Origin of the sequence: Myxococcus qinghaiensis (assembly GCF_024198215.1) — a bacterium.
Classification (GTDB): domain Bacteria; phylum Myxococcota; class Myxococcia; order Myxococcales; family Myxococcaceae; genus Myxococcus; species Myxococcus qinghaiensis.
In genome coordinates, this window is the sequence record NZ_JAKCFA010000046.1 from 31,373 (window position 1) to 46,551 (window position 15,179).

Sequence of the window (15,179 nt, forward strand, 5' to 3'; positions counted from 1 at the left end):
TACCTGCCTCTTCCTTGGTGTACTGAAGCGGACCCCGCCCACTTCGGACATGTCCGGACATGTCCGGACGGCGTTCAGGACACTGCGTGGGCCGTGGTGAGGACGGCGCCGTGACACGCTCGGAGACAGCGCAGCGCACGTGAGCCCATGCGTCTGAGATACCGGGGCCCGCCTCTGGCATTTGCCTTGCTCAAGGGACGCCCGACCGCGTTCCGCGGTCGGATGTCTCGCCGAGGAGCCCCCCGAATGAGCCCAAGAAGAAACCCGCTCGCGTCTCCCGTCGTCTCCCCTCGCCCTGTCCGCAGCGCCGGAATGGGTGCCCTCTTCATGGGCCTCGTCGCGCTGAGCACCAGTTGCGGCGAAGCAGAAAGCGTCAACCACGACGTGCCTCAGCGCCAGGGCACGCGCGCCGAGCAGGTGAAGGCGCTGGTGGACCCCCGTCACATCGGTCCCCTGCCCAACCAGCAGCAGGCGTTCCAGCAACCCGCCCCGGCCACCTGCGAGGAACTCAAGAAACTCTACCCTGGGCTGAGGGATGGCGAGTACACCCTTTACCTCGACAACAAGGAAAGCTTGCCTTGGAGTGCCTGGTGCCACGGTATGGCCCGCATCCCCACCGAGTACCTGACGCTGAGGCAGGCGGACTCCATCAACTTCTCTCAGTACACCGCGGGCGGTGCCTCGCCTGGCACCGACGTGATCACCTACTACGCCAGGCTGCGCTTCGACCCGGTCACCCTGCGGGTGGATACGGCCGACCAGACCTTCTCCACGTCCTCGGGACAGCTCATCCACGGCCCCACCACGGTCACCTCAATGCCATACGCTTCGGCCATGTCCTGCGACTGGGACCCCGTTGGAAAGGCCAATATCGACCTGAGCGGCACCCCCTTCGCTGTAGCGCCTGACCAGTTCCGTGTGATGGGCTATTACCCGGTCGGAGAGACGTACGACAGCCCTGACGGGCAATGGGTCGATCTTCTGGGTGGCGGTTACTGCGGCTGGAACTCGCTCGTCGACAGCGACGACCCCTACAACCAGCGAGGCGGCCACCTGCTGCTGGTCTACAGCCCATAGAAGTCGTGTCACCCTGGAGCCAGCGAGGCTGTGAATCGCTGGCTCACGCCTCATTTGGAGTGGCGTCGGGTTCGTGGCCCGCCCGACTGGCTCCACACGATGTGCGGGGGAGCCACGAGATGGGTGTCACTCCACATCACGGGGCGTGACGCGAACCCGTGTCGGGCGCGCAGACGCGGAGGCCCACGCGGATGTCCCTCAGCCAGGGCTCGTTGGGCATTCGCGTGTTGGAGCGGTTGGAGATGCGGTCGTAGTACCAGGACCCTCCGCGGGCCACTGCCTCTCCGGGCGCGCGGACCGATTGCACCCATTCGATGGCGTTGCCGGCCAGGTCCATCACCCCGAAGGGGCTGGCGGAAGCAGGGTGGGCACCCACCTCGTCGGGACCGAAGCCCAGCGGTTGGCGGCCATAGGTCTCATCGAAGTTCGCGTCGTCCGGCGCGAGCAGGTCGCCCATGGGAAACAGGCGGGCGTCCGCGCCACGTGCCGCGCGCTCCCATTCGTATTCGGAACACAGCCGGGCTCCCGGAACGCGCCCGGAGCGGTCCAGCCACGCGAGGTACGCCCGCGCGTCCTCCAGCGAGATGGCCGAGACGGGAAACCGCAACCAGTCCTGCACGGCCCTGTGCGTGCGGCCTGGGTAGTGGATGGGCTCGCCGCCGCGCGCGGAGAGGGGATGCCGCGTGGGCTGGAGCATGAGCCGCCAGCCCGTCTTCTCCCGAGTGAGCGCCAGGGCGCCGGCCGTGGACCTCACGCCGGGCGTCCGTCGCCGCTGCTCGTCCGGTGGCAATGCATCGAGGAACGCGAGCCACTCGGCGAACGTCACCTCATGGCGGGCGATGAGGTAACCCTCGGTCATCACCGGCCGGAGCGGGGGCGCCTGGAGGAATTCGCGTCGCAGGGCTTCGTCGTCGCTGCTGCCAAAGAGGAAGCGGCCCGGCGGGATGTAGACGAAGCCCTCCGGGATGTCGGCCGACCGCGGCAGGGGGATGCGCGCCTGGAGGCGCTCTCCCGATGACAACACCACCGGCAGGACGGCGCGCGTCAGGCCCGGTGCCTGGAAGGTGAGGACATAGGACCCCGGGCCCGTATCGAGTGCATGCGACGCGATGGGCGTCGGGCCCAGGGAGAGGCCCTCGGACAGTCGGGGTGCTCCGGGCAGGCCTGTGTCACGCTGAAGCAGCACCTCCACTCCCGGGGGCTCCGTGGCGAGCTCCAGGACCGGCGGAGCGAGGAGCCTGCGTCGCCCGTCACCGTCGTCATCGAGGCTCGCCAGCCTGCGCAGGGCTTCGCGTCGCTGTCCGGGACGGAAGAACCACTCCGCCAACTCCATGCGCCCGGTCAGGACCTCCGCGAGGAGTCCGCGGGCCTCCCTCCGCGAGCCGTCCAGCAGCAGGGCGGTGTCGAGTGCCTGCGTGGCGCGCTGGTAGGCCTCGTCCGCGTGGCCATCGCTCGTTCGTGCCTGGGTCCAGGCCTCCTCGGGCTCCCCTGCGTCTGCCTGGGCCAGCGCGCCGGTGAGGGCGCGCCCCCCGCGCGTGTCCAGGCGTTGGAAGGTGTCCGCGCGCGCTGCCTTCGCTTCGGCATGGTGGGCGCGGGCTTCGGTGAGAGACACCCGGGCTTCATCCAGGTGCTCCTGCACGGTGCGCTCCAGCGCGTGGCGGCCCTTCATCCAAGCCGCGCCCCCCGCCACCAGCGCGGTGAGGGGCAGGGCCAGCCCCAGCCCCAGGCGCCGCGCGAAGGTGCGCCGGAGCGCCCTCCGCGAGGCCTTGAGGAAAGCCACTTCTTGCCGCGTCAGCGCGAGCTCGCCCGCCGCGGTCACCGCGTCGAGCTCACGCCGGCTCCACAGCGCCGAGGTGGCGCGGTCCGCGCGCTCCCATCCTGCCGCGGCGAGCCTCACCCGTTCGAGCACCTGCCGCTCCTGCCGGGCCGCTTCGAGCCATCCGCGCAGGGTGGACCACCTCTCGAGCAGCGCCTCGTGCGCCACCTCGTGGACGTGCGCCTCACCGTCCTGCCTCACCACGACGAGCCGCGCCCGGACCAGGGCCTCCAGCGCGATGCGATTCGCGGAGGTCTCGGCACCCAGTTCCCCGGTGGTCCGTCGGACCCGGGCGCCTTCCGGGCTGATGAGGCGCAAAAGCAGGTCGCGAGCCGCCCGGCGCGCCTCGGGTGCCAGCGCCGCCAGCGCTCCGTCCGCGTGACGACCCAGGGCCCCGGCCACGCCCCCGAGCGCCTCCAGCGATGCCTCTCGGATGCGCTGGTTCGCCCGGTCGCGGGCATCCCACAGCTCGGCGAGCGTGAACTGGAGGAGCGGCAGTCCTCCCGGAGCGTGGGCGGAGGACGCCACGAGCGTGTCCACCAGGGCCTCTGTCTCGAACGCGACGCCTGTCACGCGCGCCGGACCGACCACGGCCTCGCGCGTCCCTTCCGGGCCCAGCGGCTTGATGAGGAAGAGGGCGCGCGCCACTTCATCCTCCAGCCCCGGCAGCGCCGCCAGCCGGGTGAAAAAGTCGCCTCGCACCGTGGCCAGCGTGCGCACACCTGGGGCCAGGATGGCCAGGTGCCCGAGCACCTGCGTGAAGGCGGCGGCTTCCTCCGACTCGCTCTGGGTGAACAGCTCCTCGAGCTGATCGATGAACAGCAGGGTGCCTCGCGTGGGCCCGGCGGCGCGCAGCGTCCGGGCCATCGCCGCGGGCTCTTGCCGCACCTGGGCCGCCAGTGTCTCCTCGGACAGCCCGAGCCGTCCCGCCACCGCGGCGACCAACGCCGTGAAGGGCCGGCGCCCGGGCATGAGCGACAGCACGGTGTACGCACAGCCGTCGTCGAGCCCCGCGAGCATGACGAGCGGCGACACGCCCGCCCGGCACAACGAGGACTTGCCCACGCCCGAGTCCCCCGCGACGAGCACCAGCGCCTGGGCGCGAAGCCTCTCATGGATGGCGCGGACCTCCGCGCCACGTCCGAAGAAGACGGCCCGGTGCTCCGCGTCGAAGGCCTGCAGCCCGCGATAGGGATTGCCGGGAGGAACCGGCGCCGCATCGCTGTCCTCGTTCAGGCGCTCGAGCTCCGCGCACAGCGCGTCGGCGGAGGCGAAGCGCCGCGCCGGATCGTATTCGAGACACCGGAGGATGACGGCGCGCAGGCGGACGCCGAGCCCGCTGCCGGAGGGTTCCAGACGGGGAGGACGCGCTTCTGGCGTCCTCGGTTCGTCCACCGCGCCGCTCGCGGTGGGGGTGTCGAAGGGGCGATGGCCCTCCAGCAGCTCGTGAAGCACCATTCCCAACCCATAGACATCTCCCCGGGGGCCGGGCGGTTCGCCACGCAGCGCCTCCGGCGCCATGTACCCACGGGTGCCGGCGATGGGGCCCGTGGCCCTGGCCGCGGCGTCTGCCTGCTCCGTCGCCCAGGAGAGCGCGAGCCCGAAGTCGACGAGCTTCACCTCGCCCTCCGGGAGCACCATGACGTTGTCCGGTTTGATGTCCCGGTGGAGCACATGTGCGCGGTGCGCGGCGGCCAGTCCCCGTCCCAGTCCCAGCGCGATGGCCAGGACCCGTTCCGGCGGGAGCGGCGTGTCCAGGTCCCGCAGGGAGACGCCGGGGAGGAACTCCTGCACCAGATAGGGCTGGGCGCCCACTTCCGAGACCCGGTACACCGTCACCACGTTCGGGTGGCGGAGGCGGGCGAGCGCCCGGGCCTCGGCGAAGAGCCGGTCCCGCTGTCCGGGGCCGGACCGCTCCGCGCCGATGAACTTGATGGCGACTCGCCGCTGGAGCGCCGTGTCCTCGGCCAGGTAGACGCGGCCCATCCCCCCCTGGCCCAGCAGGCGGATGAGGCGGTACTCGTCGAAGGCCGGGGGCGGCTCCCAACCCTCTGGCGTGGGGGCGCTCAAGGCAACGGAGGGCACACGCAGCGCCCCCCAGGACAGGTCCTTGGCCCCAGGGGCTCCCCTGTGCCCGCGGGGCACTGGGTGCAGAGCTCGCCACCCGGTCCATCGTCAGAGGGGCAGTACTCGTTCTGCCAGGTCTGGGTCAGCAGCAGGAAGGGCACGCCCCCGTCGAAGTAATCCTTCAAGGGGGTCTCCGGGGCACCGGGTTGGCGGCAGTCGTAGCTGGCCCTCACCGGGGCTCCTGGCTCCCCTCGGATTTTCCAGCGGGGGGTGGGAAAGTAACGCGGCCGCACGCAGCTCTCCCCGTGCGGCGTCACGCCGAAGGGCAGGGCGCCGTGCTCATTCCAGGCGGCTTCGAAGAGCAACGGCGGAAGCCCTCCGGAGAAGGTGTCCTGGGTCTGGATGCCATACCCATCGACGAAGTCGACGTAGGTGCCCTGGCACGTGAAGGGCTCTCCGTCGCCGTTGTAGTCGGCGCGCGCGGCCCGCACACACGCCTGGAACAGCCGCGTGAACGGGGGCCCGCCATCCCACTCCTGGTTGGGGAGGTAGCCCCAGTGCGCGCAGACGCCGATCGCGCCCGTCGTGCAGCTCACCGTGAAGCAGGGCGTGTCGCCCCTTCCGTCGTTGAAGCTTCCATCCGGCATCCAGCAGCCGGGAATGACGACCGCCTTCCCTTCATAGAAGTGGCTCGTGGGAGGTGAGCATTCCTGGGGGTTCCGCGTGACGTAGCCCTGGCCCGCGCAGACGTTGTGGTTCAGGTCGACATCGGTGACGGTATAGAGCTTGAGTTGGGCGCCCGCGTCCTTCAGGAGGGCGGGCAGGCACGGGTCCGAGGGGGGGCTCTCGCGGATTCGATAGGCCCTGCCATCGCTTCCCACCCAGGGGCCGGCGCCTCCGTCGAACTGTCTCTCGAAGAAGACACTGCCGCCATTGACGCTGGTCCATCCGGTCAGGCTGGGTGCCTGAGGATTGACGTGCTCGGGCTGGGGGAGCGGAGCCTCGCGGGACTCCTGGGCCCGCGGCTCGAAGGCCATGGGCGCAACGCAGTCCCTGGCGCTCAGCGCCGCCATCCAGGCCATCATCGTCAGGGGGAGGAGAGAACGCATGGGACCCTCTGGGACGTCTCAGCTGAGGCGCGGCGGGGGCGCGCGGTAATGGTCCAGTTCGAGTCCGAAGTCCTCGATCCACCGATACACCTGCTGCCGCGAGCACCCGAGGTGCCGGGCCACTTCGGCGACCTTCCCCTGGTGCGCGCGCAGGTGGGTCTCCAACTCCTGGGGGGTGGAATCGACGGCGCGCGCCGAACGCGGAGCAGGGGGCTGGGAGGAGACCTCCGCCACTGACGGCTGCGTGGAGGGCCGGGCTGTCCGCATCCGCCGCTCCGCCTCCAGCTCATGCTCCACCTGCACTCCCCACTTCAACGGCCCGCCATCTGAAGCGATGACCGCGATGGAGAGCACGTTGAGCAGGCCTCGCACGTTGAGCGGCCAGTCGTGCAGGAGCAGCGGCTCGGCGAGGCTCACGTCGATGGGCCGGGATTCGGCCTTCATGCGTCCGAGCAGGTGGCGCGCGATGGGCGCGATGTCCTCGCGGCGCTCGCGCAGGGGGGGCATCAGGAGGCGCCATTGCACGAGCCTCGCGTAGAGGTCCGCGCGGAAGGCGGCCTCATTCACCTGGGAGACGAGGTCCCGGTGCGTGGCCGCGAGCACCCGCACGTCGATGGGGACCTCCTGCGTTCCTCCCAGGGCGCGGACCCGCCGCGTCTCCAGCACGCGGAGCAGTTTGACCTGGAGCATGGGCGGCATCTCACCCAGCTCGTCCAGGAACAGCGTGCCCCCATGGGCTTCGCGCAGAAGACCGTCCCGGGCGGATGCCGCGCCCGTGAACGCGCCGCGCACATGCCCGAACAGCTCGCTGTCCAGCACGCTCTCCGCGACGCCTCCGCAGTTGAGCGCGATGAAGGGCCCCTGTCGGCCGCTTCGTTCATGGAGCGCGCGCGCGGCGACTTCCTTGCCCGTCCCGGTCTCCCCCAGGATGAGCACGGATTGCACCTGCCGCGCCGCCCGCTCGAGGTCGCGGTGGAGCCGCGTCAGCGCGGCGCTCCTGCCCACCAGTCCGTCAACCGGGTGTTCGTCATGGGGGGCCTCCGAGGCCTCGGCGAAGACAAACAACGTGTCCCCCATTCGCAGGACATCCCCCCACGCGAGGGGAGCGCGTCCCGTGAGCGGTCGTCCATTGAGATGGGTGCCATTGTGGCTTCCCAAATCCTCCACGAACCAGGTCCCCCCGGCGTGTTCGATGCGCGCATGGCCCCGGGAAAGCCGGGCGTCGTCCAGGGCGACCCGGGGGAAGAGGGGGGCGCCACGCCCCAGGAGCGTCGCGCCGCCGCCAAGCCCATGACGCTCATCCTCGATGAAGGCGTTGCGCGTATAGGCAAGGAAGAGCGTCGCCGCACCGGTTCCACTTTCAAACGAAGGGGCGCGTTCGGCGCTGAGGGTGTCGTCGGTCATCGGGGCCGATGCCTGTCATATGTCAAGTGCTGGTTTTCCGGAAATAGCTGTTCTTGCCGAATTTTACAGGCCTTGCGGACCTGGGAAGATGCCTTGACGGTCGTGCCTGCGCTTGAATCCAGACGTGGAGGAACGCCATGCGCGTGAAGGGGCCGCCGGATTCCAGACAGGGAGATGCGTATCCAGGCCCGGTGAGCGCCCTCCGTACGACTGGCCTGGGAGACATGGCCCGCCCCCGAGCGGCTCGTCATGCGCAGCGCTCACGTCATGACGCGCGTTCTTGACGCAGCTTTGACGCACTCATGACTCAGCGACCGAATTTTGGGTAGGCACAGCACTCACTCCAGCTCAAGCCGAGCAGCCGTTCCGGCCATGGCGAGCAGTCGGAGCGTCAGCGACCCTGCATGGATTCGACCCTGTCAAAGAGAGGCGCCAGCGCGCGTTCCATGGCGTTGGCGGTCGCATCGCCGCTCTGGTTGGTGATGATGAACACCCCCAACTGATACTTCGGCACGAGGTAGAGATAGCATTGCGCGCGAGGCACGCCGCCGTGATGCACGTAGTGGGTGCCCAACTGGCTGCTCTGGCCGATGTTCCAGAAATAGCCAATGCTGAAGTCCTCCGCGAAGCGCACCAGCGGCTTGTGTGACTCTGTCACCGCGGGATGGTTGCTCAACTGCAAGCGCAAGTACTTCACCATCTCCGGCATCGTCGCCTTCAAGGCTCCCGCCGCACCCCAGGGCAACAGTGGCATCGGCGTGGTGCCGACCGGGTTGTCGCTGTGGTAGCCAGGAGCCAGGCGGTTGGCGTCCTGGGCACGCAGGCGCAGCCACGTGTCGTGCATACCGGCTTCCCGCGCCAGGAACTCCGCGAGCAACGACTCGTAGGGAGCCCCGTGGATCTTCTCGAGGGCGTGCGCGACCAGCTCGGTGCCGGCGCTCGAGTAAGCATGGTCCTTGCCGAGCGGGCCCTTGATGCTGACGGTGTGCAGGTCCTGCCAGAACCGCGGCTGCCCGTATTCCGCGTAGGCGGCATTGAGCTTTGCCGGGGTGGCATGCGCAGTGAAGTCCCTCAACACCTCATTCACTTGCAGTGGCAACATCCCCGGCATGCCGCTGGTGTGGGTGACCAGATGGCGCAGACGGATGGGCTCGCCGTCTGACTGCAGGTTCGGATAGGCGGACGGCAGATACTTTTGTATCGGGTCGTCGAGGGTCGCCTTGCCTTCGAGGACAGCGTTTGCCAACAGCAGGCCGACGAAGGTCTTGCTGACCGACCCTATCTCATAGAGGGTCGAATCATCGGGCGGATTGGACTTGCCGGTCTCCAGCTCACCCCGATGCAGGATGAACTCCTCGCCGCGATAGACCACTGCGATCGACGTTGCGTGCAGCAGTCGTGACTGCAGCAGGGTCGTCGCGGCTTGGTTCATTGCCGTGGGGATATCGCGGGCGGGTGCGGGGCCCGTCGTCTTGCAAGCGGCCAGCACCAGCATCATTCCAGCAATGGCTACGGAGCGTTTGTTCATCAGGCGCATAAAGGGGAGGGGCACTCTCGCACGCCCCCCAGGGCGGAGCCAGACACGCGCGGCCCCCCTCGCGGTAGCACCGGCTCATGCGCATAGCCTGGAACACGAGAAGTTCTCGGTGTCACCTCGACTTGATTCCCGTAACCGGCCGACGGGTGACGTCCGCCGGATGCACCTTTCCGCTCGCGCCGCAGGGTAGCCGCGCAGGGAGGTCCTGGTCGCCAAGGATTGTGGCTTCAGGAGGAGTCAGGCGCGGAGGCGGTGGACGGTTGCCAGCGGTGAGGCAGCAGCTCGTCCAGGCCTGACGCAAGGTGACTGCCAAGGCGCATCAGCACGTCGGCGAGGTACGTCTCGGGATTGACGCCGTGGGCCTCGCACGTGGCGACCAGGGAGCTCAGCCCTGCCAGATTCCGACCTGCCTCGTCATTGCGGACGAAGAGATAGTTCTTCCTGCCCAGGGCCATGGCGCGCAACGCACGCTCCGCTGCGTTGTTGTCGAGGGGCAGCGAAGGGTCCTCCAAGAAGCGCGTCAGTGCACTCCATTGTCCCTTCGTGTAGCGAAGGGCATGAATCAGTCGCTCCGGCAACGTCGCACGCGCCTCGACCGCCGCTCCTTCAGCGTCGCTTCACGCGGCCTGGGCGCGTTGCCCGAGGCCTTGCGCAGCTCGTCTTCGAGGCGGGGGGCGCTGCTCGCTCTTCTTTCCGAAGACAGTCCGCTTCACCTTGTCCCCGCGCCGAGAGACGAAGACGAAGAGGTGGCCGGCGTAGAGTCTCTCCTTCCACTCCGCGCGCACCCGCCTGCGTGCCCTCCGGGAAACGCAGGAGCACTCCTCGCGGCAGCGCCACCTCGAGCATGAGCCCTTCTCGCGTCCGCGGCACGGGGGAGGCAACCACCTCCACGGGAAGGAACGTCGCCCGTGGTCTGCCTGTCGATTCGGACCTCCGTCCCCGCGTGGACCTCGGCTTCTTGTACAGCCTGGACTGGAAGGCGCTGAGCGAGACCTCTTGCCTGTCCGCGACCTGCTTCTGCGTCAGCCCGCTCGCCTTGAACTCTTCTACCCACTGCTTCCACTCATCCGGATTGGGTCGCCGCATGCCGGAGTGAACCGGCAGGTCCACCCACGTTCAGGACGTCGGCCGTCGGTCGCTCACGTCTGACGCGGAGACCTCCGTGCCGCACGTCGCTTCCGAGGAGAGGCATCAGGCCCGGCGATGCGCGCGGGAACAGGTGCTCATGCTCTGGTCCGCGGGTGTGCCTGGGCTTCAGGCGGGACGCCGTGTGTACGACCGCGTGAACGGCGGCGCCGAGCGCGAGCTCCCAGCTCGGAACAGCAAGGCCGGCCATGGGGACGTGCCCCACGACCGGCCTTGCTCCTCGGCGTGTCGACGCTCCTACCGCAGGGGCACGCGCTTGAGCCTGAAGGGCGAGGGGCTCTCGCTCATCGTGAAGTAGCTCGCGCCGTTGGCCTCGTACTCGAGCGCCTCACCCTGGCCCTCGGTGGTGTCGGTCAGCGTGACGGGCGTCGCGAAGACGGCCGACTCGAAGCCAAGTCCCGGCGTCGCACGGAACTCGTAGACAGTGCGGTAGGTGCGAAGGAGGAAGCGATCCGCGCAGGGGTGGATCGCCGCCGCGGTCGCGGCCGAGAAGTTGGCGTCTCCGTTCAGCGGCAGCTGGAGCGTGTGGACGTGGATCAGCGTGGCCTGCACGCCCGGCGTCAGCGGCCGGGGGAACTTGTACACGCCGCTCTTCCCCGTGCCCCCGTCCTTGGTGACGACGTAGATGTCCCCGGTGGTGGGGTGCACCATCAGCGACTCCGCGTCCTTCGCGCCGTCCGGATAGACGAACGGGAAGGCCTCGGCGACGAGCCCCCCCGAGGTCTGGCCGTTGGCGAGAGCCGGCTCGGGCACGCGGTAGATCGTGAACGACGTGGGGCTGCCACCCGGAGGGAAGTTGGCGCTCCACTTCCCGATGTCACCGATGAAGATGCACGAGCCGCTCGGGCAGGGCCCGGTCGCGAGGTCCTCCCAGTCGGCCGGCGTCACGTTGGTCACGTTGAACGTGCCGATCGTGCTCGCGTTGAGCGTGTTGATCGCGACGATCGCGGTGGTGTCCTCGTTGTGTACGTAGAGCGCGTTGCCGACCACGCGGCTCGCGGCCAGGCCCGAGGGCTCCACGATTTCCGGCGCGGTCACGGTGCCCTGGAGCGTGAAGGTGCTCGCGTACGTGTCGCCGACCATGCAACTGGGGGCGTTGGCGGCGCGCAGGACGATGACGTGCGCGGTGTTGGTCTGCACGAACGCGGAGCTGCCGGAGAGGCCCGTCTGGAGGCCCGGCGCGGTGAGCGACCGGTAGGCCGCATTGAAGAGCAGTCCATTGGCGTGACCGAGGCACGCGTCGAAGGCCTCGGTGAAGCCGAGCGGCGGCTCGATGCCGGTGGCAGGGCAGGTGGCGTCCGGCCAGACCTGTGAGCCGTACCAGACGGCGAGGCCACCCGCGCTGCCGGTCACCACGTCGGGCACGGTGAACGACGCGGAGTCGCCGTTCTTCTGGCCTGCGTGCACGTCGATGGGCTGGACCGGATCGACGCCGCTGAAGGCCTCAACGCTCCCCGCCATGTGGGTGTTCGCGTCCAGTCCGAACGCGTAGCTCGCAGGCTCGGAGGCGCCCGCGACGCGGTAGAAGATCCAGGTGCGGATGGCCCAGGCGCTCTGCTCCGAGCGCAGGAACGTCCAGCCGGCGGGCGGCGTGACGGTCGCGGAGATGTTGTTGCGCACGGTCACCCGCGCGATGAGCGCGTCGTTGGCCGCGGTCCCCGACGGCTTGGGGATCGACAGTGAAGCGAGCGACAGGCCGCTGTGGCGCGAGCTCCCACGCAACGCGACCCCCGAGGACGGTGCGACCTCGGCGCGGCGAAGGGCGACGACCTGCGCGACGTTGGTCTCGGCGAACGTCGAGCTCCCGTTGAACGGTCCCTGGAGGCCGGCACCGGCGAGGGGCATGAAGGCGGCGTTGAAGACGAGGCCCTGGGACGAGGACACCAGGCAGGTGTCGTAGGTCTCGGCGAAGCCCACGGGGGGCTCGATCGCCGGGGTCGGACACGCGGTGCCGGTCCACGTCTGCGCGCCGAACCAGACGGCAGCCCCGCCCGCGGTCGAGGTGCTCAGCTGCGGCGTCGTGAAGGCCGTCGAGCCGCTGTTGCTCTTGCCGGCGTGCGTGTCGATCGGGTTGGCCGGATTGACGCCGGCATACGCCACGAGGTTGCCGACGAGGTAGCTCGCGATGGAGCTCTGGAACGTGTGGCTCGCGGGCTCGCTGGCGGTGGCGACGCGGACGAAGCCCCAGCCGCGGATGCTCCAGGTGCTCATGTCGGTGCGCACCAGCGTCCAACCCGCGGGCGGGGTGAGCTCGGCGCCGATCTGGTTCCGGTTCGCGAGGTGCGCCAGCAGCACGTTACCGGCGGCGACGCCCGGAGGGGTCGAGAGGGTCAGGCTGGTGACCGTCTTGCCGCTCGCGTGCGTGGTGCCGACGAGGGTGATCTCCCCGGTGGCCGGCGGCTGGAGGGGACGCAGCACCACCGCGTACGTGATGTTGGTGTTGGGGAGCGTGGAGCTGCCGGTGAAGGCGGGCTGGGGACCCGCGGCCCCGAGCTCCGAGGTGGCGGCGCTGTGCAGCACGCCGCGCGACGACGAGACGAGGCAGGTGTCGAGCTGCTCGGTGAAGCCCGTCGGAGGGGTGTGGACCGCGGGGCACGCGGTGCCTCCCCAGACCTGGGCCGAGAACCACACCGCGAGGCCGTTCGCGGACGACGTGGTGGCGACGGGCAGCGCGAGGCTCGCGCTGTTGCCATTCTTCTGGCCCACGTGCACGTCGATCGGCTGGAGCGGATCCGCGCCCGACACCGCGACCAGGGTGGCCGCCATGGAGCTGGCGAGGTCGAGGGTGAAGGTGTGACTGCTCGGCTCGGCCGCGCTGGCCACGCGGAGGAAGAGCCAGGACTTGATGGCCGAGGCGCTCTGCTCGGAGCGCAGCAGCGTCCAGCCAGCGGGTGGGGTGGCGACGGCGGTGACGGCCTCGCGATTGCTCAGCTGCAGCACCAGCACATCTCCGGCGGCCGTACCGACGGGGGTGGGGATGGAGAGAGTGGTGGTGGCCAGGCCGCTCGCGCTGGTGGTTCCTCGCACGGAGAGCGTGGAGAGGCGCTGGGCCGTCGTCGCATCCTGTACGTCGTCGGGCTGCGCGAGCTCAGTCGTTCCACAGGCGGCCATCAGTAGGGCGGCCGCGAGCCACAGACTTCGGATTGGGGTCATGGGGTTTTGATCGGGTGTCGACTCACTGGACTGGAGGTCCGGGAATCGGCCATGTGAAGGACCCCGCAGTGCGAAGCGCAATCGACTGTCATGACACGGGAAAGCTGCCGTGAAATGGTTTGGGCCGTCGGGTGTCATCGAAAAAAAGTGACAGTCCTGTCCATGCGGTCACGCGGAGTCCTTTGAGAACGCGAAGCCCAAAGACATCTGCGCACGGTGCAAGGGCCGAAGGGCGGTCGGCACCCCGAGGGGTGGGCCTCCAGGCAAGCCTCGTGACCGTGGCTGTGACAGGCTCGTGACGTCAGCAGAACGGTGCTGACTCACTGTGATCTGGAGCGTGCCTGGAGCTGTGGGCTTCGTCGAGCTCGTGCTGGCTACAGCACCCTCTACGTCGGCACCCACGAACTGCTCATGCAGCTCCGGGCCGCACGGGGCGACGGAAGCTACGAAAAGCGCCTGTTGCGCTTCACCTCGCCAGACTTGCTCATCATCGATGACCTCGGCCTTCGCGGGCTGATACAGGATGAGCCGGTGGACCTCTACGAGGTCGTCCGTCAGAGGTACGAGCGCAAGAGCACCGTCATCACCTCCAACCGGGCGATTGAAGAGTGGCCTCCGTTCTTCGGCGACCCGCTGATGGCCAGTGCCGCCATGGACCGACTTCTCCACCACGCTCACGTCCTGGTCATCGAAGGCAACAGTTATCGCAATCCGCCCCCTGCCCGGCGCCGCAAGCCCACTGCCGCGGAGGCACGTTAGACACCAGCGTGGATCCGCTTGGCCGACCCCAAACTCGTCACCGTCGTGAACTCGAACAACGGCTCCCTGACGAGCTCACCAGGGCGATCCGCTTGGCCGACCCTCACGCGGTCCATACCCCCGGTCCTTGACACAGAGGAGAACCACACGAAGTGCGGGAGAGCCGCCGAAGCGGGTGACACTCACCACACGAAGTGTGGGAGAGCCACGGAAGCGAGGGACTCTCACAACAACGTAGGTACCACCAAGGCTTCCGCTGCGGCGTGAAGAGAGCCCTCGCTATCACCGCTCTCCTCCACAAGCACCAAGGCCTCACGGGCACCAACATCTGCAACGCCGCAGGTTCCGCCAGTCGGTACTCGGCCTTCGCCGCGACCAGCCGCGTCCAGGCTTTGGGACTCCCGTCCAACCTCGCGTACGCCCGCTGCGGCTCCACCTCTGCCGCCCCAGACGCTCCGCGGGCGCCCGCCATTTCTTCATGCTCATGACCAAGGGTGGAAAGCAGGGGCATGCCGCACCTTCACGGACACCACTTCGCTCGGGGCATGTTGAGCACCGGCATGGCGCCCGCGTCCGTCGACTTGCACTCCCCAGTCCGGCTAGGAAGACGCCAGCCACCACCGCCCATAGACTGGGCCTCTGGCGACATTGGCCCGTGAATTGAACTACCCCCAAAGGGCAATACCTCTGAAGGGCATGGCTTCAATCAGCCGGATGCTGCCTAAAGGCTATTTGTGACTTGTCGCTCATAGACTAGTACTCACTGCCTCGCTCGCGCGTTCTTTCGTGGGTGCGACTATGCCGCATTCAAAGCAATAACACCTGCGCGTCGATTGCAGGCGAAGTTGGAATGCATTCATATATCCGCGTCGGCCTATATGGCTGGGTTTTGCGGAATCCAAGGGGGAGAGGGCACCATGTCGTCACAAGACGCATTGCTGGCTCACACCAGCGGCTACTGCACCAGCACCCTATCGCCATCTGCTCTAGTACTACTTGATCAGATGCGGGACGGCCCGAGAGGAGGAGCGCGAGCTCCGAGTCTGCGGAGGCACAGCGGGCAATGGCCGATGCGGCGCAGCAGCAGGTGCTGAAGGCGACGTCGAACCTG

9 protein-coding genes are annotated in these 15,179 nt (G+C 68.6%); 2 read left to right on the forward strand and 7 right to left on the reverse strand.

Annotation, left to right across the window (positions count from 1 at the left end):
* Positions 1-312 precede the first annotated feature (312 nt).
* The gene (locus LZ199_RS44855) at positions 313-1,077 is read left to right on the forward strand and encodes a GON domain-containing protein (protein WP_253999988.1); all 765 of its coding nucleotides are present in this window, start codon (positions 313-315) and stop codon (positions 1,075-1,077) included.
* Between the two features lie 136 nt (positions 1,078-1,213).
* Here the strand turns inward: LZ199_RS44855 and LZ199_RS44860 are convergent, their stop codons facing one another.
* The 7 genes from LZ199_RS44860 to LZ199_RS44885 form a co-directional block, all read right to left on the reverse strand.
* Positions 1,214-4,978 (reverse strand): nSTAND1 domain-containing NTPase, encoded by a 3,765-nt coding sequence (locus tag LZ199_RS44860; protein ID WP_253999989.1) that lies wholly within the window; start codon positions 4,976-4,978, stop codon positions 1,214-1,216.
* Positions 4,960-6,069 (reverse strand): ADYC domain-containing protein, encoded by a 1,110-nt coding sequence (locus LZ199_RS44865; RefSeq protein ID WP_253999990.1) that lies wholly within the window; start codon positions 6,067-6,069, stop codon positions 4,960-4,962. The genes LZ199_RS44860 and LZ199_RS44865 overlap by 19 nt, the downstream gene beginning before the upstream one ends.
* Before the next feature lie 18 nt (positions 6,070-6,087).
* Positions 6,088-7,473 carry a sigma 54-interacting transcriptional regulator gene (locus LZ199_RS44870; RefSeq protein ID WP_253999991.1) on the reverse strand — a complete coding sequence of 462 codons (1,386 nt, stop codon included), beginning with the start codon at positions 7,471-7,473 and terminating at the stop codon, positions 6,088-6,090.
* Positions 7,474-7,864: 391 nt separating this feature from the next.
* On the reverse strand, positions 7,865-8,971 hold the full coding sequence (locus LZ199_RS44875) for a serine hydrolase domain-containing protein (protein WP_253999992.1): 1,107 nt from the start codon (positions 8,969-8,971) through the stop codon (positions 7,865-7,867).
* 266 nt (positions 8,972-9,237) lie between these two features.
* Complete coding sequence (locus tag LZ199_RS44880) at positions 9,238-9,588, reverse strand: IS66 family transposase (RefSeq protein ID WP_256569879.1); 351 nt, start codon at positions 9,586-9,588, stop codon at positions 9,238-9,240.
* Positions 9,589-9,616: 28 nt separating this feature from the next.
* Entirely contained in the window at positions 9,617-10,096 is a 480-nt protein-coding gene (gene tnpA, locus LZ199_RS47090; RefSeq protein ID WP_407667349.1) for an IS66 family insertion sequence element accessory protein TnpA, read from the reverse strand.
* A 297-nt stretch (positions 10,097-10,393) separates the two neighbouring features.
* Positions 10,394-13,309 carry a cell wall anchor protein gene (locus tag LZ199_RS44885; RefSeq protein ID WP_253999993.1) on the reverse strand — a complete coding sequence of 972 codons (2,916 nt, stop codon included), beginning with the start codon at positions 13,307-13,309 and terminating at the stop codon, positions 10,394-10,396.
* Between the two features lie 312 nt (positions 13,310-13,621).
* Between LZ199_RS44885 and LZ199_RS44890 the strand changes: the two genes are divergently transcribed.
* The gene (locus LZ199_RS44890; protein WP_253999994.1) at positions 13,622-14,068 is read left to right on the forward strand and encodes an ATP-binding protein; all 447 of its coding nucleotides are present in this window, start codon (positions 13,622-13,624) and stop codon (positions 14,066-14,068) included.
* The last annotated feature ends 1,111 nt before the right edge of the window (positions 14,069-15,179 follow it).